A 19,426-nucleotide genomic window follows, 5' to 3' on the forward strand; every position below is an offset into this window, starting at 1 on the left:
TTCCTCCCCTTACCGTCGTGAATCGTCTAGCGGCCGCGTTCGTCGCGGTCGTGACCGGGCCTCTCGCGCAGCTCTCGAGCGCGCCGGGCGAGCGTCGCTTCCTCGCTTTCCTTCTCGCTCGGAGTGAGCGTGTTCGGGACGGGGCTGCCCGTTCCGAAATTGGTCTCGGACAGCCGGCGAATGTCTTTCAGCTCCTCGGGGAGTGCCTGCCACTTCTGTTCGTTCTCCGCCGCGCGCTGCGTCCCGATGACTCCCTGGTAACCGTCGCGAACCTGCGACAACTGGCGGGTGAGCGTCAACGCGAGTTCGGCCGATCGTCGTGCGTCTCCGGCGGCCTTGTGAGCGCGCATGATCGCTCGGCTCGTGACGGCGAGCTGACGGAAGAGCAGCAGCTCGGCGGCGGCGGTGTTTTTCGTTCCGGCCATCGCGAGGATCAGCGCGGTCGACGATGCGCTGGAAGGCATCCCGGAGGGCCGGGGCCGGGACTCGTCCGCGCGCAGGTGCGCCGACCGGGCAAGCGATCGCGCGGCATCCGCCAGCGGCCCGGGCGTCGGTTCCATCCGCCGCGACCATGCCGCGTAGGCGCCGGCGGTTTCGCGGGCGACGTGCGCCCAAGTGGCTCGGTCGGTGGGGTCCACGGAGTTGATGTAGTCGTGCAGCCGGCTCATGTCCGCCGCGTACGACTCGAACAGCTCGGGCGAGGGCGCGGTGATCTCACGGCCCGGCTTGACGGGCTCGTACCGCCAAGGATTCTTCGACGTCGCACGCCACTCCTCGGCAGCCTCAGTCGCCTTCGTGGGGTCGTCCGGCCAGCCTTCGCGCAGCCGCGGGAGGGTGAGGTCGCGGGCGAGCGTGCCGCCTCCGTGCCAGCGCACCGGCTCGTCCTTCTCGGGTCGCAGCGCCACGCTGTAACCCTGCACAACGTCGGTGCGTCCGACCGCGAACCGCGGGCGCACCAGCAGACCCTCTTGACGCATCCGCCGAACGAACTCACCCTCATCCACGCTCGACGACGCAGCAGCACGGACGCTGCGCTCCAAGCGGCGCACATCCGGCTCGACAGCGCTGCGCGAGCGTGCCGCCTCGCGCGCTCCGGGGACGACCCCGCGCTCCCCCAGCTCGCGCCCCTCGGGGTGGAGCTGCGTCAGTCCGTGATCGCGTTCCAGCTCGCGGGCGACCTTCTGGCTCAGGCGCTTGTCGTAGGGGATGTGCGCCTTCGTTCCGTCCTCGCGGACGAGGGAAACGGCGATGTGGATGTGGTCGTTCCCGTTCTTCGACGCGCCATGACGAACGGCGACCCACCGCGCGTTCGCCTTCCCGATGTCATCGCCCGCGAAGCCCATGCGCTGCACGAAATCGGTAGCGATCGCGCCCCACTTCTCATCCGTCAGCGAGCCCTCCTCGGCGCTGAGGGAGAGCGAGCAGTGCCACACGTGCGCGTCCTGCTTGACGACCGCCTGCTTGCCCGTCGCGGGGTCCACGATCGGCTCGCCCGTCTCGCGGTCGAACTGCTTCACGGACCGCATGACCTTCGTGCCGTAGAGCTCCGCCGGCTCGTCAAGATCGCGCGCGATCGCCAACGCGGCAGCACGGTCCAGCACCTCGTACCCGTACAGCGCCATGATCGCGGAATCCCCCGCGATCAAGTGCTGCTCCGTGTGCTCGTTCGAACGGCCAGGGCCGGCGAGATAGCTCATCAGCCCGCCCATCTGCGAGCCGTACGTGACGTTCGGGATCACTTGCCCGCCACCGACCGGCACGCTGCACTGATCTGCGGCACTAACGCCGCGAACTGCGCACGGAACTCCTCGACCTGCGCCGGGAACTGACCCTCAGTGTTCGCGAACCGGGCGAGCTGATTGAGGTTCCTCGCCATGCCGCCCAAATCAGCGCGCACCTGCATCAGCTCAGCTACAACGCTCTTCCACTCCGCGTCGGTGCGCACCTGGGCGTTCATCGCGGACTCGAAGAGCAACCGCGGGACGGTGATGTCGCCAGCTACGACGGCACGAGCCTGCAACGCCGCGTCCTCCTCCGCGGTGACGTACACGCGGTAGTACTTCTCGCGTGCGCCCTCCGTCGCGTTCTCGCGGCGCTTCCGAGCGAACAGCCGTCGAGGATTCCCCTCCGACACCCGAACCACCGCCCTTCACAGCCAGCGCAGCGAACCCGCCAACCAGCGGGGACCACACGACCAGTGTGCACCCGGGCCAAGCGCAGCGCCAGCCCGGCAAGCCATTTACCAGCGGTAAATGGACAGCTTGCTCCAAAACAAACACCAAGCGCACCACAGCACCGAGGGTGGATGTGGTGCGCTTCCGCGCAGCCCGATCTGAGATCGCGGTGCGCCCCGGAGTCGGTTAATCTGGGGGCATGGCAGAGAGAACGATCGATCCCGATTCCGCAGCCGCCTCAGCGCGGACGCTCCTCGAGAAGTCGGTAGAAGAGCGAGTCGCGGCTGTGCGCTCCCTCGTAGCGGCGACGAACGACGTCGACGCCGCTGACCAAGCCGCACGGGACGCTCGAGACGCTCACAGCAAGGCGTGGGACGCAGCTCTGGCCTCCGGGTGGAGCGACAAGGATCTGCGCGCGACAGGTGCACGCGCACCCGGTGACCAGGTCAAGCGCACCCGCACCAAGCGCACCCTGAAAGAAACCACCCCGGCCGCCGATCACCTCTCGGCCACGGGCGACACGCACGGCGAGTAACGTCCGAAGTCGTTCGCGGGTCGGCTGGAGTGGAGACGCCCCCTGTCCACCTGTGCACAGTCCAGCTCTCACCTTCGGGCTGGCCTGCACACAGGTGGACAGCGGGAACCCGACCGCACCACAGACACCACCGCCAACTCGACCGCGCACACCGTGAGCGAGCAGCGCCGGCACCGCACTTGGACCCGGCCCCACCACCGGGAGGAGACGAACCGATGCCCTCCGATCGGACGTACGAACTACGGCACTGGGCGTTCGGTGACGACGTGCGCTCCGCCGCCGTCGAGCTCCTCCTACGCACTGACCTCGCGAACGAGGCACACCCTTGGGTTGTTCACGACCGAGCATGGGACACCTGGGCCATCGATTTAGACACCCTCACCGAACACATCACCGGATTCGCGGCAGAGCATCGCGCGAGGCACCTCACCCCTTCCCGCCTCGCCGTCCTCAGCGTCGCCGCCGCCCTCGCCGACGACGCGCCGATCAAGCTCCGCGCCCTTCTCCCCTCACTGGAGTACGAACACGCGGAACTCGTGATGATCGCCCTCGCCCACAGCGCCGGCTACACACAATTCACCACCACCGATACCGCCGAAGGCATCGTCTATCCACCGCGACCACCCCTCGCCATCTGACCAGAATGACCACGTGACCTTCCCAGTGTCAGACAGTCAGTCACCCGCCGGTGATGCGTCGGACACAACCCCTGATGCGTCTCGGCTCAGACCGCAGGCCGAGCTTCTTCCGAATGCCACTACCCCTAACGCAGGAGCACCATGGCGCACCACGTCACCCTCATCGACGACCTCGACGGCACCCCCATCACTCCCGGCCGCGGCGGTACCGTCACCTTCTCCCTAGGCGATGACCACTACGAAATCGACCTCCGGCCGGCGAACACCGCACTCCTGCATCGGACCCTCGCTCCCTACATCGCAGCAGCACGCACCACCGATGCAACAGACGCCGCCCGACTGCGCCACCGGATCACCGTCGTGCCCGCTAGCGCCGGCCGCAAAAGCCCCGAAACGCTCGCCGCGATCCGGCACTGGGCCCTGCGCCACGGCCACGACATCCCCCGTGCAGGACGCATCCCCACCGATGTCCAAGCCGCCTACGACGCCGCACACTGAACACTCTCGGAAGACCATCGGTTGCTGCTCACATCATCGAAATGTTGACACCACAGACCCCTACCGGTGTCGGGCGGCATGACCTCGGAGAAAGACGAACCTTCTCGTGACGGTCTCGTAGGGTTCGACCATGTCGAGAAGCCGGAGTAGAACCACTCGAATCAGCGCGCCGAGGACCGGAGCGCCACGGTGACGGCACCCTCCGATGACGCCCCCCGTGCCGCCAGCGAAACTCCCCCCGCTCGCGGGCATGGCTGCCTGGGCCTCATCCTGCTGGGCCTGGCCTTCCTCGTGAACGCCGCTGCCGGCATGGTCGGAACGTGGGATCCCGACTTCGCCTGCATCGACGGCGGCGGCGGAACACCTGATCGGTGGTCGCTACCCACGAGCGTGCTGTGTCCAGACGGCACGCAGCTCGTCAGCGGCGGCATCACCTTCACAACGATCGCTCTCGCGTGCGCGGGAACAAGCCTGCTCGCCGCAGGCTTCGCGCTCGATCGCCGCCGAGGCCCGGGACGCGCCGCCCTGATCACCGCCGTCGTGACCGCCGCCGGACTGCTCGGGCTCTACGCGGCACACCCCATCGCCATCAAAGCCCGAGCAGAAGCTCAGGACACAGAAGCGCGAGCACACGCAGCCGAGCTGTACCTAGACGGCATCAGCAATGCAGCCGCCCGACGAGAAGCGGCAGAAGTCGCGAACGTCCTCGTCACCGGCGTCGGTCTGGATACGAACGCACCATCACTGATCGTCTTCCGCGAAGTCGCCTGCCGCTACGGTCCGCAGTTCCTTGCGAACGGATTCCTGCCGATCCCCGCCGGAGCCGCAGCGGGAACCACACAGGCGACCGTGCAGGAGGCCCTCCTCGAGCGCGGCTTCGAAAGGTACACAGACGCGTTCGGCCAGCAGTCTTTCGACGCACCCGAGGAAAGTGCGATGCGCTCGGCAGAGTTTTCGGAGAGCGAGGACGAGCTCTACTACTCACTCACGACCAAATGCCTCGGCGTCGACCAGCAGCCCGAGTGACCGAGCGGCTGTCGTCTCGACGGAACGGAAATACGGCCGAGACTCCCGCTAGCGCCGCAGAGTGAGTACGGCGGGTTACGAGAACAAGCGCCTCGCGCGCCGCCGACCCGTGGCGTGACAGGCTGAAGTGTGCCGAGGAGCTTCAACTATGTCCTGCCCTGGCTGGCGGACGCTGAGCCGCAAATTTGCCCGCACTGCAAGCATGAGATCCAGGTCGGTGATCGCGTGCGTTGGCGGCACGATGCGCTCTAGCGCTCGAAACCCTGCCCAACCCCGACTAATGACAAAGGGGACGGCCGCTGTAGCAAGAGCTTCCAGCCCTGCACCCAGCAACGCAGCGACAGTCGGGTTCACCCGTCAACCGTGTCCGGCCCGATGCGAACGTCCCCTACGCGCGACTAGGTGAGCAGCCCAGCACATTGGCGGTGCTGGGCTGCTCCTCTGGCTCAGTTGGCGGCGTCGTAGGCGTCGAGAACCTCGGACGGGATGCGTCCGCGGCCGGACACCTCATAGCCGTTCTCGCCCGCCCACTCGCGGATCAACTTGAGTCGCTGCGGGTCGCTCTTCTTGCCCGACGGCGCGGCGGCGGAACCTGCGCCGCCCCTGACACGTCGACCCGCGGAGACGTACTTCTCCAGCGCGTCGTTCAGTTTCTCCGCGTTGCTCATCGACAAGTCGATTTCGTAGTTCGCGCCATCGATTGAGAATCGGACCGTTCCGCCATCCTCGATGGGCGTGCCGTCGAGGTCATCAATGAGAGTCAGCTTCTGCGCCATACGGTACTTCTCCAAGGGTTGTGCGATCAAAGGACAATATTCAGTTGTACCAGACGCACGGGCATGAACCGGCTTTCAGTCCCCGCGCTTGATCGAATGGCCCCTCGCGGTCGAAGACGAAGAGGTGCATCCTTAGTCGCATGAAGTGGTACACAGCAGTCACGCACCCGCAAGGTTTCACCGGGTTGCCCTGGTTCGAGGTCCGCGGGAATCAGGTCTACAACACCGTCACCCACCCGGACGGGTTCACCGGGTTGCCCGCATTCGAAATCCGCGGAGGCCGCGTGTACACCACCGTCTCTCACCCCGCTGGGTTCACAGGGCTGCCCTGGTACGAGATCCGCGGGAGCCAGGTCTACAACACTGTCAGCCACCCGAACGGATCTAACGGCCTCCCCTGGTTCGACATCCGCCCCTGACGCGGCGCGCTATGCCACGGTAGGCCCGCCGGTCCTCAAATCGATGACCCGTCGAGGAATCCCCCGGCCCTGCCGAGCAGAGCTCGTATGACTCCCGTGTGTCACCAACAGGACCTGCGAGAAGCCAGCAGTCTGCTCCCGACGGACTTGGGCTGCGGTTGGGCCCCCAGCTCCTCGTCTTGCTGATCCTGCAAGATCCGCTCAGCGCCGGGGCACTGGTACCAGATTTGGCGCTGGCAAAGTTTCCCGTTGGAACACGGACGGTTTGGTTGACGTCGCCGCTGGGTTGCGATTACCTCCGGGAGGGGGGCTTCGCTCCTCGCACGTTCAACCGTGGCTGCCGGCCACTTCACATTGGGGGAAATTCGACATGACTGATGACTTTGGGCAGCAGAAAGCCCGACGCTGGCGGGGCGCGATCGGCGCGGGGGCCGGCGCGATCGCATTGCTCGGGAGCCTCTTCATCGCGGGGCCGGCTCACGCAGCAGGCACGCAGTCACTGCTCGCACTCGGCGATTCGATCTCGCGTGGCGCTTCCACCTGCGGCTCGACCTCGGACTGCACGACCAACAACTGGGCCACCGGCCAGAACAGCGCCGTCAACTCAATCGCCGCGCGCCTTGAAGCGTCGGACTCCTCGACAAGCGTGACGAGCGCGAACTACGCCAAGTCGGGCAGCCTCATCTCCGGAGTGAACACTCGGATCGACGCCGCCGTAGCGGCGGGTGCGGATCCCGATGTCGTCACACTGCTGATCGGCGGCAACGACCTTTGCGGGCCCTACAACAGCGCCAAAGCAGACGGATACACCATGACCACCGCAGCAGGCTTCGCTTCAGCCGCCACTGGAGTCATGTCGAAGATCGCCTCCGAGTGGCCCCAGGCGACCGTACTCGTCGGCTCACTGCCGAACCTCGCGGCCGAATGGAACACCGTCAAGACGACACCAGGAGCCGCCGCGATCTGGGCCAGCGCCGACCTCTGCCGCACCACCCGCGGAGTCACCGCCGACGGCACCCAGCTGACCGGAACCGCCTACACCGCATCCGTGAACGCAGCGGCAGCCAGGGCCGCCGACTACAACACGGCACTCGCCTCCGCCTGCGCCGCCGCGTCGAACGACTGCATCTGGGACGGCGGCGCCGTAACCCGGATGACCACACCGCTCAGCAACATCTCGGACGTCGACTACTTCCACCCCAGCGTCACCGGACAGGCAAAAATCGCCGCCACCACATGGAGCGCATGGGGACTCCCCCTCGGCGGCAGCACTCCGACCCCCACGCCTGGAACCGACACCACCGCCCCCACCGTGGCCATCACTTCCCCGGCTAGCGGCACGACCGTCGGCTCGAGCGTGACCTTCGTCGCCTCCTCCACCGACAATGTCGCAACCACCCGGGTGAGCTTCTGGAGCGGCTCCACCAAGCTCGGCGACGCAGCCAAAGCCTCCGACGGATCCTGGCGCCTCACCGTCTCCACCTCCGCCTACCCCGCCGGCACCTACAGCATCACCGCCCGCGCACTAGACGCCGCCGGCAACGAAGGACGAAGCGCAGCCATCTCGATCAAGCGCTGATTCAACTAGCCCAAGGCAGAACGCCCGCTCGTTCGCGAGCGGGCCTTCTGCCTTGAGTCCACAACACCTCACGTGGAATCCCTCAAAGTGCGGGTGCGGCGGTAGAACGTCGCCCGGGACATGCCCAGGTCCCGAGCGACCTGCGCCGCCGGCTCCCCACCCTCGACCAGGCGCAACGCGGACTTGATCTGACTGTCGGTGATCTTCTGCGGTCGGCCGCCGAGGTTCTTCCCCGCAGCACGGCGCTTGCTAATCGAGTCGATCACCCGCTCGCGCTTGATCTCATGCTCCATCTGCGCCAGAGCGGCCATGATCGTGAACAGCATCGACCCCATCGGCGTCGACGTATCCACATCCCCACCCCCGAGGTTCAACACACGGAGACCCGCGCCCCGCCCGCGCAGCTCGTCTGCGAACGCGAGCATGTTCTGCGTCGACCGGCCCAACCGATCCAACGTCGTGATCACCAAGGTGTCGCCGTCGTGCAGCGCGTCGAGCGCCCGATCGAACTGCGGCCGCGACGCCCGAGCACCCGACACTCCATGATCGACGTACAGGTCATCCCGACGGATGCCGGCGGCGAGGAGGTCCACTTCCTGCCGATCCGTCGACTGCTGCCGCGTCGACACCCGCGCATACCCGATCAACCTCGCCACGACGCTCCCTTGTCTCGAAACCGACGCTTCGCACCTGCTCCAAGTCGACAGGTTACGCGACGTAGTTACGAGAACCGATCGGCCGCAAGATCCCGCCGCCGCTTCGGCGTCGGTCTAGCGAAGCGCGAGACGTCTCGTATCGCTAACCTTCCAAGACACTAGCGCCCGAAGAGCGAAGACTTGCGGTGTGACATCCGAACTAATATCCTCAGTGTCATGGTCCCGCTCTCATCTGTGCTCGTTGACCGCCTCGGCGACCTCGTTGTCGACGTCGGAGAAGGATTCGCGGAGGGCGCGTGGACAATCGGTGTGGCGCTCGACCAGCACTCAGCGTTCAGAGACTCGAACGGTCCGATGTCCTCGCTTCGGCGCTCGCTCATCGTTCGTGAGTTCAAGACCTGCGCTGAACGGCGCGGTATCGAGGTGCGGCCTGGGCAGGGCGGCGCTATCGAGGTGTACGAGCAGAACAATGATGACTATGCGGTCATCCGTCTCCGGAGCGCGGAGGTCGTCGCCGGCGAACTGCGCGTGATTTCCAACAACGGATCCACCTGGGGCGGGATCAGCGACGACGGCTTTTGGCGAGAGATTCCCTACGTGATGGGTTGGCTGCCACGGTCTGATGACTCGCTCGACTTCTTCGTCGCGGAGGTCACTGGAAAGACTGATGCCAGCGTCCCTTGCCTCGAGTTCGGGTGGCTCCATCGATTTGGAGTCCCGGCAACGCACGGGGGAGCCTCATTCACGCCCGACGCCACGGATTCACTCGAGGGTTGGGACCTGCCCAGTCTCGGTGAGCTCAGCGACGGCGCGTAGGCTTCTCCGATGGCTGATTCCCATTCCCCAGCCTCGACCACCCTCGTAGGCGAACGCGTCCGACGACTCCGACTCGCACTCGGACTCACTCAAGCAGACCTCGCAGCCCAGGCCGCGATGGCATCAGGAACCGTCTCGATGATCGAAAACGGTCTTCACTCCACCGAGCCAGGTGTTATTCGGGCGCTGTCCGAGGCCCTGGACTGCAAGCCCGCTTATCTCACGGTAGGTAGCTCGGACGCCGCGTACGACCGGCCGAAGCTCCGCGCCTACGCCGATGCGTCACAGCGTGCCGTCGATCGCACGCTTTTCGACAGCGTCACCGCGATCGAGGCAATTCGCTCCATACAGCTTCGCCCCCTTCCACTAAAGCTGCCCGTCTATAACGGAGACCTCAGCGACGACGACGGCATTGACCGCATCGCCGCCGACGTCCGCGCAGCAGCAGGAATCGATTCGCACGCCGTCGTACCGAACGTGATCCGAGCAGCAGAACGACTCGGCTGCGTCGTCTTACCCCTTGACGGCGAGCTCGGACGACACTGGGGGATGTCGTTGACCGTCGATGAAATTCCGGTCATCAGAGTCACCCGCCCGTCGAATGATCCAGAATTCGACATTCCCGGCGATCGCCAGCGATTTACCGTCGCCCACGAACTCGGCCATCTCGTTCTCCACGCTGGCTCCCAGCAGCCCGCGAACCCAACGGATGCATCACGCCTCGAACGGGAAGCGAATCGCTTCGCGGCGGCGTTCCTCGTACCCGGCGACATGGCGCTCGAGGACCTTGCTGCCGCCGGGGGCCGGGTGACACTAACGACAATGTCTGCTCTGAAGCAAAAATGGGGCTACTCGATCAAGGCCTTCGTCTTCCGGTTCAAGGAACTCGGAATGATCGACGACGCGCAGGCTCGCTCGCTCTACAAGCAAATCTCCGCGCGCCGCTGGAACAAAGACGAACCTCATCGTCCCGGAACCGAATTCGCTGTCTGGTTCGCTAAAGCGCTAGCGGAACAGTTCCCAGGGCCGAACGCGACCGAGCACGCCGCCGCACGCGCAGAACTTGGCCCCAGCTACCTCCGCCGCTGGCTGAATTGGGAGCCATCCGGAACCCCCTCCGTGCCCGCAACGGTGACACAACTCCCATCCCGAACAGCTCATGACCCATTCCCGGCGCGGGAGCGGAATGCTCGAATCTCTCGCCTGCCCCGACGCCCGTCGTAACCTCAACTTCTCAGCAGACCGCTTGCCGCCTTAAATGCCCAAACGAAAGGACCGGGATGCCCCGACGCCCCGACTTGGCGGTCAAAGCCGAACTCCTGCGCCGCGCATACGCCTCGAACCACAACTCGCACGTAGCATTCATCGATGAGAGCTACCTCGCGCCCTCACGAGGCGAACCGCAGACCCCCTTCTATATCGCGACCGCCTACATCGCTCCCTGCGAGGACCACGCCGACATCCGAGCAGACCTCCTCGCCCTCGTCGGTGGCAACTTCTGGCATACGACCGAGGCCCATCGCTCAGAGGAGGGCCGGCTCACCGTCGCGCAGCTCTGCGACTACATCGCAGAAGGCGGCAACAGCGAGCACATCGTCGTCGCGATCAAGAAACCGATTCTCCCGAGTGATCCCGATGGCGAGGTCGCACGTGCACAGTGCCTTACAGACCTTCTTGCAGCCCTACACTCCGGAACCTTCGCGCCTGCAGTGAGCCTCATCCTGTTCGAGGAGCGCAAGTTCCAGACGCAGATGAACGCGGACGTCCGGACAATTTCCGCAGCACGCGCTGCGGGCTTGATCGGGCGGAACACGACGGTCTTTCAGGCCTCACCGTCGTACGAGACGATTCTCTGGCTCCCTGACGTCGTCTCGTTTGCCGCCTACCAGCGTCACATCGGATCCGATGCCGACTACCTCAGCACGTTCGAAGAGCGAGTGCAGTACCTGACCGTGTCCGATCCAACAGCTTAAAAGAAGCAGCCCCCGGGTGCCGTAGCAATCAAATCGGGGGCCATCAGCGCAGTCGAGGCAGACGCCCGGAGTGCAAAGACTTGCTTCAGCAGCCATCATACGCAGGCTAGTTGCCGCCGGCAACCGGAACCCTGCGCCCTAGGCCGAGACCTGCTCCTGCCCCTTCCGCATGGGCCGGGTCTACCGACGGCTCATGCCTCTGCGCCCGCTGTTGACACCAGCTAGCGCGCAGCCTCTCTTGCCGACGCACCCTCCAGCCTCATCGAGCATGAGTGCTCGGAGCCGAAGCACGAGCTGCCCAACTGGGGTACACCCCAACGCAACACCAGTGACACCCAGCGACGCGCGTAGCATTAGGGTCGCTTCTCCCTCTTTCGCTACACATCTGTGTCAGGGTCTAGGAGTGACGCAACGAACGCAGACCGTCGGCTACGTCCGAGTCAGCACGACCGACCAGAACCTCGATCGGCAGATCGAGGTGATCGGAACCGTCGACCGGATCTTCGAAGAGAAGGTCTCCGGCGCTACCCGCATCGACCGACCCGCTCTCGCGGACTGCATCCGCTACGTCCGAGACGGCGACCTCGTCCGAGTCGCATCGATGGATCGCCTCGCGCGCTCGCTGCGAGATCTCCGCGACGTCGTCGACGAGATCGTCGCGAAGGGCGCCTCCGTCGAGTTCATCAAGGAACAACAGACCTACGGACCCGGCGGCGACGATGCGCTCGGGCAGCTGATGCTGCACCTGCTCGGCGCATTCGCCGAGTTCGAGCGCTCCCTCATCCGAGAGCGGCAAGCCGAGGGCATCCGCATCGCGAAGGCCGCTGGAAAGTACACGGGCCGGCAACGCCGGCTCGACGACGACCAGGTCGCTGCAGCTCGAGCGGACATCGCCGCCGGCGTCCCGAAGGCAGCAGTGGCACGCAAGCTCGGCGTCGACCGCACGACCCTCTACCGAGCGCTGGCACTCCCCCAGCCCGACGAGCTCGCCAAGATTGAGCTTTAGAGCGGCGTTGGAACGCCTGCTTGTCGAACCCCTCCGGAGCCGTATTCATCGGATCTACCCACCGGCGGCCGGCGGCGACCGCGCGAGCCAAGCTTTCGAGGCCGGTGCCGAAGTAGCAGTACCCGTGGGTCGTCTCGACCTGCTGATGCGGTGGCATCACCACGAGGCGCCAGTTGAACAGCATCTTCCACACCTCGACCGTGAAAGTCTCCGTCTCCTGAAGCCGGAAGCCGTTCTCCGTCCGCACGATTCGCTCCTCCGCGAAATCGGCCTCCGAGCGCATCCGCCGCTCGAGGTCGTCGAGCACCTCGGCTCGGGTGCGCAGCATCGCCTTCTCATCCACCGTCCCAGTGTCCCGATAGCCGCCCCGTCACCGGACATCTCATCGGGCGGGTCTTACGGGACACTGCAGCCCGCGCTCCTGCGCGGCCCAGTCCGCTCGCCGAAGTGGCGCGGTGAACGACCCCCATGCGGGACGCGCCAATAGCGAGGATCAGCCGACTGGGGTCTGGCTAGGGTGTGGCCATGACCGACTACTTGCCGAAGGTCTGGATCTGCGTCGTCTTCGCATGCTGTTGCGCGTTCCTGGCTCTTGCGTTCCTCGCCAGTGCCGTCCTCGGGCGGTGGCTGTCGCTTGCCTGGGCCGCCCTCGCGATCGGAGGAGTCGTATTCTTTGCGCAACGAGCACAGCGCCTGCACAGGACGAACAGACAGCAGTGAGTACCGCACAACGCACTGGTCCGTTCCTCTACTTCGGGGAGCTCGCTCAGGCAGGCGGCTGGTTAGTCGCAGTGATCGCCGCTTTGGATGCCGTCGTCTGGCGTCGCGAGCTCCGTGCCTGACGCCCTGTCGGCCGGGACGCAGCAGCTCACTGAGCGATCCCCATACGGGTACCTAGCCGCATAACACGGGGAGGCGTGGCTTGTTTCGTAGGCTGAGCGCATGAGGTCAGCACTTCAGAGCGCAGCCGGCGGTGCCCTCATGCTGATGGCCCTCGTCGGCGGTCTGGTATCGCTCGGTGCCGGGTGGATCATCGATGGACGTGAGCCTCCAGCCGTTCAGTGCGAGAGCGGCCCGTACCCGCGAACAGGCGGACCGTTCCACGAAACGACCCGTATCACCGGATCGGTGACGATCTTGCCCCTCGGGGTGGACTGCACCTACGACGTCGACGGAGACGAGGTCGGCCCGCAGACTCTCCGGCACCCGAACGTCCCCGCCACTGCAGGTCTCCTGGGCAGTGCGCTCACTTTCGCTGCTGGAGCAGCGCTCCTCGTCGTCCGGACCGGTCGGACAGAACCCGTCTCTGCCGACTGATGCGCCCGACCACGGCGACTCGCTCAGCCATCCCCCGCCGGGACGAACTATGAGGCGCCGGTCGGCACGGTCAGTCCGGCGCCCATCACAGTGACTGCTGCGAGCAGGGCACCGACCGGGACGGCCCAACGAGGCCGGTAGGCGCCGATGATGAAGGTGCAGAAGGTCAAGAGCGCGCCCACTCCGACGAGTGCGAACCAGCAGGCGAGCGGCCACGCCGGCCCGGCAAGGCAGTCGATGGGCGGGTCGTGAACCTGAAGGAACGTGCTGCGGTAGTTGCCCGTGCAGTCGAGGAAGATCAGCCAGTTCGTCACCGCGCCGAGCCCGGCGAGGACGACGGTGACGATGGCGCCGATGACACCGGTGAAGGCGAGGAGTGTCGCGATGGTGTCAGACGCCGTCGTGTTGACCTGGCGGCTCATGTCCGGTCCCCACCGTCGATCGTTCTGGATGAAGGGGGCTCCGGGTGAACGGGTGCACGGACGAGCCATGCAGTGATGGCCGGCTGAACGAGGGCTCCTGCCGCGAGGAGGAAGAATCCCCACCCCTCGAGAATCCCGATCGCCATGATCAGCACGCCGACGCCAGTCGACGCGCAAGCGCCGATCACGCCCATGACCACCGAGGTGGTCACCGAACCGCGTCGAGCATTGAGGACGAGCTGCGCGTCACGGCGCCGGTCACGATCGCGAAGTCGGATCGCCGGGATCGCGACGACAGCGAGCAGCAACACGAGAGAGAGCCAGGGGAACAGCTCCCACGCGAACGCGTCACGAAGCAGCAGATTCCGCGAAGTCACAAGCACAGCCTAAGGAAGCGGGGGAACACGGCCCACGACGGATCGCGCCCCAGGACGCCGCTACGCGATTCCCATTCGGGACGGCGGCTGTCGCCTCAGCGCAGGGTAACCGCTCGTGCATCGTCAGACGGTTCCAGCGGGAGGCGAACTTCATCGTGGATGGTGGAGGACGGCGGCGCGCCCGCTGAGGAAACTAGGGTGGGAATGCGCCTCGAGTTCGGCGCTACGGAGACCCGGGGCGCTGGCCTGGCTCTCCCTCGACCGTAACGGTCCTCCCCTGCATCGCAGGCATACTCACCTCGATAGGAAATTGGCCGCATGCAGAAACGTCGGGTCAGCCGGGCCACCTTCGCCACCCTCTTCGCCCTCACCTTGGCGGGGTGCAGCGATGCGAACGTTGCAGCACCCTCAAACGCCGTACCGCAGCAGGCAGCAGCTCCGGGACAAGGAACCGAGCCGGCCTGGCCGGATCGTCCCTGTGGCGCCGATCACCTCTCGGCACGGTTCGTGGCCGACCCAAACTTGTCGCAGGCCGGCGCAGAGCGGTTCACGATTGTGCTCACTAATACGTCTGACTGGTCGTGCTCGTACTACGGATGGCCCGGCGCGCTGCTCCTTGATGCGAACGGCGCCGTACTGACCCGCAGCGAACCGATGACCATGGCCTTTTCTCCGGGTGCGCTGGCGCCCGATGAGGCCGCTCACCTTGAGGGACAGCTCACCGCGGCGGATGCGTACGACTGCACGCCGACGGTCCCTACAACCATTCGAGTGGTGTTCGCCGAGGGTGACGATCGCCAGGGCGTTGACGCCTCCACTCCTCTCCTGGTCTGCGATGAGGACCGAACAGAGCTGATGATCGGCCCCTTCCTTCCGGGCTCATGACAGCGCCACAGGAAACTACAGAGCATCCCTCGTATCTCGCCCTGCTGGTACGTCGGTCTTGACGACCGTCGCCCTCACCCGGCCCGGCTAGACCCTTTCAACCCGGGCGTTCTCCCGGTCACGGCCACCTTCGCGACGATCAGATGACGAACCCCGCCTGACGAACGTCCCGCCCCAGTAGTGGCGCCATGTCTTCCCCGCCCGCGAGTCGCCGGGCGGATCAGATGGGCCGCAACCTATGCGCTGGTATCGTTTCCGCTTCGAGTGCGTCTCCCAGTTTGCGCTCCTCCTCGAATTGGACCACATGCTCGCCCTCACGATCGTGACCCCGACCTACAACGAGTCGGACACCATCTCCGACTTCCTTCACCGCTTGGCTGCCGCTGCCGCGAAGGAGCCGGACGTCGCCGTCCGATCTGCGATCGTCGACGACTCGTCTCCCGACGGGACCGCGGACGTCGTTCGTCGACTCAGTGCGGCACTAGCAACTGATAATTTTTCGGTCACCGTGTTGCAGCGCAAGCAAAAGGAGGGCCTTGGAGCCGCCTATAGGTGGGCGTTCCGGAAAATTCTTGGTGAGAGCACTCCACCAGACTTCATTATTCAGATGGACGCTGACCTCTCGCACGATCCAAAATACATCAGCGACCTTCTTCGCGAGGCGCGCGACGGCGCCGATTTTGTTGTCGCTTCACGATACATCCCGGGTGGCGCGACTCCTGATTGGTCGCTCACTCGCCGAGTCTTGAGTCGTGGAGGAAATTTGTATGCGCGCATCTTCCTCCGCTCCCGTTTGACCGATTATACCGGGGGCTTCAACCTCTTCAGCCGCCAACTCCTGGAGCGACTCGACGTCAACACCATCACCGTCGACGGCTACGGATTTCAGATCGCACTAAAGCACAAGGCATCCGTTCACGCGACACAGATCCGCGAGGTACCCATCGTCTTCCTCGACCGCGCAGTGGGTACATCCAAACTTCCGAAAGACACATTGTTGAAAAGCCTCATTCTTGTACCCCGGCTCCGCCTCAGTGAAGGCGAAAAGCGGTGACCAGCTCCATCCACGCGCAGCAGCCGGACGTATTGAAGACGAGCCAGACCAGCAATAACAACAAGCTTAGGCGCTCCCGCCTTCAATGGTTGAGCGGCTTCGCCGGAGAGCTCGCGGCACTGGTAGTGGTCGTCGCGCTCGTTCTCGTTCCCCTGGGACGCATGGCCGGCAGCCTGTGGAGCGCCATTCTTCTCTATAATGGCGACTCTTTGGTCCTACCGCTTCTGTACGAGTCCATCGCGTCGAACGAGCCGTTCGAGTGGGTGTTCTCCTCGCAGCTCTTCTTCTTCCCGGAAGCAATCCTCTACTCTGCCATCGCCTTCTTCTTCGAGGATCCGCGCGCAACCATCATCACGAACTCAGTCGTCAACGTCCTTCTCTTCTACGCCTTCACGCGCCTCATCGCACGTTTCGCCCTCCGCCAGCAGCGCCACCGTCTCATCGAAATCATGTCTTCACTTGTCGCTGTCGGTCTGCTGGTCGCCTTCTGCCTCCTCGAGCCCGAGCCCAATGTGAACGGCTCGGCGATCGCAACCCTCTTCCTGTTCAACACCTACTATCAGGGTGTGATCATCGTGGGCGCTGGCGTCCTCGTTCTCACCCTCTGGGCGCTTCGGGCTACGGCAGGCCGGCGCAGGCGGACCAAGGCCCTCGTTGCGGCTACAACCCTCAGCGCCGTCGTCACGGCCGCCGTCACTCTTTGCGATCCCCTCTACCTCCTTCAGGTGACTGTTCCCCTGGTCGCCGCCTTCACCATCCTCTGGTTCACCCGCCACGTGAACTGGCGAACGTTCGCACTCCTCTGCGGAACAAATGTTGCCGCCGCCCTTTTGGGTCTTTGGGCGAGGAAGTTCTTCCAATCCTTCCTCTCCATTTCTCTTGACAAATACCTCGATATTGAGAAGATTCCGTCGAGCCTCACTCTTCTCGGTAACACACTCGACGAACTGATGGCGACGTCGCTCGGTCTTCTCAAATTGGCTCTCTGGATAAGCCTGATAGCGCTCGCACTTCTTTTCTTCGCGTACGCGCTTTTCGCCCAGAGTCGCCCGCGCCTTCGCCGGACCGTCTCGACCGTCGAACTTTTCATTGGGTCTTTCTCTGCTCTTTCGGCGGTCACCATGACGCTGGCGTTCATTGCGACAGGTTCGCAGACAACTCGATACTTGCTTCCGCTTTTCCTCTTTCCGCTTCTCTCTGCGACGATCGTCGTCCTGCACATCTGGAGGCGGATCGCGCCGCTACTTCGACGCGAGAGTACGCGCCACCGGGTCAACCTCTCGCTCAGATTTGTTAGCGCCGTAGGAGCCGCAGGCATACTCGTAGCAGGCGGAGTTTCAGCTCCGGCGGTATACGCAATGTCAACCGGTGCGGACTACGTTGGTGTGGACTGCTTCAACAATGCAGTCGCAGACACTTCCACATCAGGCGTGGGCTCTTTCTGGGTAACACGACAGTGGGATCTTTACGGCGCCGAACGCGGCGACGTACTGCAAGTGAAACACGATCTCACAGTAGAAGACTGGATGATCAATCTCGCTTCTTACGAGAACGAACGCTTCTCCTACGTCATCGTCGACCCTTGGAACGGAGTCGGAGTGGATTCCATTGCACCGCTCGGTGAGCCGGCAGATGCAACGCAGTGCGGCGACTTCACCATCTACGATTTTGCCGGAACCCCAGGAGAACAGCTTCTGACCGACACAATCGCCGAGAGCACTGAGCAGACTCTCGAGGACCACGGCTTTCGATCTTAAGGCCACTCGTAATTTCCCCGCGATCCTCCTGGCACCCTTTAACCTCGGTTAGCTGTTGCGAACCTACTTGCCGGTCATTTCGGCGGTGTTGGTCGTTATCGGCCTGTGGGCCTCACGTGCGGCGAGGGGCGCAACGCTAGGGCAGGCAGGGACCGCAGCGTACACATTCAAGACCGCGACAATGCTCAGGTGGCAGCTTGAACCAGGAGCTGAGCAGCCATGCCAGTGAGGACGATGAGCCCGACGCCCGTCCACGGGATCCACGCGCTGACCCCGCGCGGCCCGACTTTGAAGAGGAGCGCCGCGATCACAGCCACGGAGACGCCGAGGGCGCCGAAGAAGCCGACCGCCATGCCCGCATCAGCCAGTCCGCGGGCGCAGGGCCTCGCGCTTGCGCACGAATCCGTCGCGAAGCCCATCAGGACACTGCTCAGCATCGTCCACAAAGCGGCCGGTAGGAGCACGACGACACCGAGACCGACCGCCCACCGGTTCGCTCGATCGCTGGCGTCGTCCACGCCCGTCACCGCACGCCCTCCGAACCGACGTCGTCATAGCCCGTTCATCGGGGCGACGACGCTGTCCCTCCTCGGGTAGTCACGCCGTGGTGGATAGGCTCGCAGCAGCCGGTCATCGACTTCCCGTGAGGAGAGAGCTGTGCGCCCTGCCAGAGTGCTTGTCCTAGCCCTGAGCGCTGTGTGCGTCGCGGGAGCCGGCGCAGCGGTGATCGCCAGCCTCGCATCCTCATCGTCGCAGAACGAGGCGATCGCGACGGCACTGATCCCAGACCTCGAGCACCGGAACGCTCAGAGCCTGGTCGAAGGATCGCCGCAGCTCACCGGCCTCGGCGTCCCGGAATCGACCTCGACGCCGGGGCGGCTTGCGGTGATCATGGAGGATGACGCCCGGCTGCGCGTTCAGCGAGACCGCTACCTCGAGCTCGGTGAGTCCTTCACGGCGTTCGAGACCGACGTGTCGCTGGACTCGGTGCAGATCACGGGCGACTCGGCCACGGTGACGTTCACCGAGAGCACGACCCTTCAGCGGAGCCCGTACGAGACAGGCGAAGCGGCTCCGGAGTACGCCTACTCGTTCCCGCAGGAGGCGACGCTGCGCCTACACGCGGGCACCTGGTCAGTCGACACCCTCACCCACGAGACGGCGCACACCCCGGCAGATTTCCCGGAAACCGTCGCACCGGACGCCTCCCCCGCCAGCTGACACGGCACCACTCCCCAGGAGCATCGCCCGGACCTGACCGGTGAACGCTCGAGACACGGAGTGGCGGTGAGCTGCGCAGCAGCATCCAGCTCGGATGACGCTCGGGCAGTGCGCAGGTGGCTCCACTGTGGCGGTGCGGTCGAGAAGTGGGGACTTCGCTGACGCCGCACGCGCCAGACCGGCGGGGAGCCGCCGGTGTCGCCCTGCTCTCGGCCGCGACGCACACCGCGGCCGAGAGCAGCACCCGCCGACTCACCGGCCCGCTAACCCATCCCCCCTACGGGACGCTCTGCAGGG

General features: G+C 65.0%; 23 protein-coding genes. 16 read left to right on the forward strand and 7 right to left on the reverse strand.

The genetic code is table 11. The annotated features are described in order from the left end of the window. Positions 1 to 26: 26 nt before the first annotated feature. Together C5C10_RS09315 and mobC are read right to left on the reverse strand one after the other, a co-directional pair. Positions 27 to 1,739 (reverse strand): relaxase/mobilization nuclease domain-containing protein, encoded by a 1,713-nt coding sequence (locus tag C5C10_RS09315; protein ID WP_146082136.1) that lies wholly within the window; start codon positions 1,737 to 1,739, stop codon positions 27 to 29. After that, positions 1,736 to 2,143 carry a plasmid mobilization relaxosome protein MobC gene (gene mobC, locus C5C10_RS09320; RefSeq protein ID WP_374953344.1) on the reverse strand — a complete coding sequence of 136 codons (408 nt, stop codon included), beginning with the start codon at positions 2,141 to 2,143 and terminating at the stop codon, positions 1,736 to 1,738. The genes C5C10_RS09315 and mobC overlap by 4 nt, the downstream gene beginning before the upstream one ends. Positions 2,144 to 2,373: 230 nt before the next feature. Between mobC and C5C10_RS17575 the strand changes: the two genes are divergently transcribed. The 4 genes from C5C10_RS17575 to C5C10_RS09335 all read left to right on the forward strand — a co-directional run bounded on the left by C5C10_RS17575 (position 2,374) and on the right by C5C10_RS09335 (position 4,871). Then, on the forward strand, positions 2,374 to 2,709 hold the full coding sequence (locus tag C5C10_RS17575) for a hypothetical protein (protein WP_146082137.1): 336 nt from the start codon (positions 2,374 to 2,376) through the stop codon (positions 2,707 to 2,709). 215 nt (positions 2,710 to 2,924) lie between these two features. Continuing rightward, positions 2,925 to 3,347: a hypothetical protein gene (locus tag C5C10_RS09325; protein ID WP_104329086.1), complete on the forward strand. Its 423-nt coding sequence runs from the start codon at positions 2,925 to 2,927 to the stop codon at positions 3,345 to 3,347. A gap of 141 nt (positions 3,348 to 3,488) precedes the next feature. Next, on the forward strand, positions 3,489 to 3,845 hold the full coding sequence (locus tag C5C10_RS09330; protein ID WP_104329087.1) for an Lsr2 family protein: 357 nt from the start codon (positions 3,489 to 3,491) through the stop codon (positions 3,843 to 3,845). Positions 3,846 to 4,034: 189 nt separating this feature from the next. Further along, entirely contained in the window at positions 4,035 to 4,871 is an 837-nt protein-coding gene (locus C5C10_RS09335; RefSeq protein ID WP_104329088.1) for a hypothetical protein, read from the forward strand. Between the two features lie 446 nt (positions 4,872 to 5,317). Here C5C10_RS09335 and C5C10_RS09340 read toward each other — a convergent pair whose 3' ends face one another. Continuing rightward, on the reverse strand, positions 5,318 to 5,647 hold the full coding sequence (locus tag C5C10_RS09340) for an Lsr2 family protein (protein WP_104329089.1): 330 nt from the start codon (positions 5,645 to 5,647) through the stop codon (positions 5,318 to 5,320). Positions 5,648 to 5,787: 140 nt separating this feature from the next. Between C5C10_RS09340 and C5C10_RS09345 the strand changes: the two genes are divergently transcribed. Then, positions 5,788 to 6,066 (forward strand): hypothetical protein, encoded by a 279-nt coding sequence (locus C5C10_RS09345; protein ID WP_104329090.1) that lies wholly within the window; start codon positions 5,788 to 5,790, stop codon positions 6,064 to 6,066. Positions 6,067 to 6,436: 370 nt separating this feature from the next. After that, complete coding sequence (locus tag C5C10_RS09350; RefSeq protein WP_104329091.1) at positions 6,437 to 7,645, forward strand: SGNH/GDSL hydrolase family protein; 1,209 nt, start codon at positions 6,437 to 6,439, stop codon at positions 7,643 to 7,645. A gap of 68 nt (positions 7,646 to 7,713) precedes the next feature. On the opposite strand, the gene C5C10_RS09355 is transcribed toward C5C10_RS09350, so the two are convergent. Beyond that, on the reverse strand, positions 7,714 to 8,301 hold the full coding sequence (locus C5C10_RS09355) for a recombinase family protein (protein WP_104329092.1): 588 nt from the start codon (positions 8,299 to 8,301) through the stop codon (positions 7,714 to 7,716). 216 nt (positions 8,302 to 8,517) lie between these two features. On the opposite strand from C5C10_RS09355, the gene C5C10_RS09360 reads away from it, so the two are divergent. From C5C10_RS09360 to C5C10_RS17580, 6 genes are all read left to right on the forward strand, one after another. Next, on the forward strand, positions 8,518 to 9,117 hold the full coding sequence (locus tag C5C10_RS09360) for a hypothetical protein (protein ID WP_104329093.1): 600 nt from the start codon (positions 8,518 to 8,520) through the stop codon (positions 9,115 to 9,117). 9 nt (positions 9,118 to 9,126) lie between these two features. Then, entirely contained in the window at positions 9,127 to 10,341 is a 1,215-nt protein-coding gene (locus C5C10_RS09365; RefSeq protein ID WP_104329094.1) for an ImmA/IrrE family metallo-endopeptidase, read from the forward strand. A 56-nt stretch (positions 10,342 to 10,397) separates the two neighbouring features. Next, positions 10,398 to 11,090, forward strand: coding sequence for a hypothetical protein (locus C5C10_RS09370; RefSeq protein WP_104329095.1), 693 nt, complete (start codon positions 10,398 to 10,400; stop codon positions 11,088 to 11,090). Between the two features lie 328 nt (positions 11,091 to 11,418). Continuing rightward, a complete protein-coding gene (locus tag C5C10_RS09375) occupies positions 11,419 to 12,096 on the forward strand; it encodes a recombinase family protein (protein WP_146082266.1) in 678 nt (225 codons plus the stop codon). A gap of 525 nt (positions 12,097 to 12,621) precedes the next feature. Next, on the forward strand, positions 12,622 to 12,816 hold the full coding sequence (locus C5C10_RS09380) for a hypothetical protein (protein ID WP_146082139.1): 195 nt from the start codon (positions 12,622 to 12,624) through the stop codon (positions 12,814 to 12,816). A gap of 222 nt (positions 12,817 to 13,038) precedes the next feature. Beyond that, positions 13,039 to 13,413, forward strand: a complete 375-nt coding sequence (locus tag C5C10_RS17580) for a hypothetical protein (RefSeq protein WP_146082140.1) — start codon at positions 13,039 to 13,041, stop codon at positions 13,411 to 13,413. Positions 13,414 to 13,460: 47 nt separating this feature from the next. On the opposite strand, the gene C5C10_RS09385 is transcribed toward C5C10_RS17580, so the two are convergent. Together C5C10_RS09385 and C5C10_RS09390 are read right to left on the reverse strand one after the other, a co-directional pair. After that, positions 13,461 to 13,835, reverse strand: coding sequence for a hypothetical protein (locus tag C5C10_RS09385; protein WP_104329097.1), 375 nt, complete (start codon positions 13,833 to 13,835; stop codon positions 13,461 to 13,463). Then, positions 13,832 to 14,212, reverse strand: a complete 381-nt coding sequence (locus tag C5C10_RS09390; protein WP_104329098.1) for a hypothetical protein — start codon at positions 14,210 to 14,212, stop codon at positions 13,832 to 13,834. The genes C5C10_RS09385 and C5C10_RS09390 overlap by 4 nt, the downstream gene beginning before the upstream one ends. Positions 14,213 to 14,530: 318 nt before the next feature. Between C5C10_RS09390 and C5C10_RS09395 the strand changes: the two genes are divergently transcribed. The 3 genes from C5C10_RS09395 (at position 14,531) to C5C10_RS09405 (ending at position 17,908) form a co-directional block, all read left to right on the forward strand. Further along, a complete protein-coding gene (locus tag C5C10_RS09395; RefSeq protein ID WP_104308757.1) occupies positions 14,531 to 15,097 on the forward strand; it encodes a DUF4232 domain-containing protein in 567 nt (188 codons plus the stop codon). Positions 15,098 to 15,401: 304 nt separating this feature from the next. Next, positions 15,402 to 16,151 carry a polyprenol monophosphomannose synthase gene (locus tag C5C10_RS09400; RefSeq protein WP_104329122.1) on the forward strand — a complete coding sequence of 250 codons (750 nt, stop codon included), beginning with the start codon at positions 15,402 to 15,404 and terminating at the stop codon, positions 16,149 to 16,151. Then, positions 16,148 to 17,908: a hypothetical protein gene (locus C5C10_RS09405; protein ID WP_104329099.1), complete on the forward strand. Its 1,761-nt coding sequence runs from the start codon at positions 16,148 to 16,150 to the stop codon at positions 17,906 to 17,908. The genes C5C10_RS09400 and C5C10_RS09405 overlap by 4 nt, the downstream gene beginning before the upstream one ends. Positions 17,909 to 18,093: 185 nt before the next feature. On the opposite strand, the gene C5C10_RS09410 is transcribed toward C5C10_RS09405, so the two are convergent. Further along, positions 18,094 to 18,426, reverse strand: coding sequence for a hypothetical protein (locus C5C10_RS09410; protein WP_146082141.1), 333 nt, complete (start codon positions 18,424 to 18,426; stop codon positions 18,094 to 18,096). A gap of 205 nt (positions 18,427 to 18,631) precedes the next feature. Between C5C10_RS09410 and C5C10_RS09415 the strand changes: the two genes are divergently transcribed. Further along, entirely contained in the window at positions 18,632 to 19,129 is a 498-nt protein-coding gene (locus C5C10_RS09415; RefSeq protein WP_146082142.1) for a hypothetical protein, read from the forward strand. Positions 19,130 to 19,426 lie beyond the last annotated feature (297 nt).

It is taken from the genome of Rathayibacter sp. AY1A3, from assembly GCF_002930975.1.
In the GTDB taxonomy this organism is placed as follows: Bacteria; Actinomycetota; Actinomycetes; order Actinomycetales; family Microbacteriaceae; genus Rathayibacter.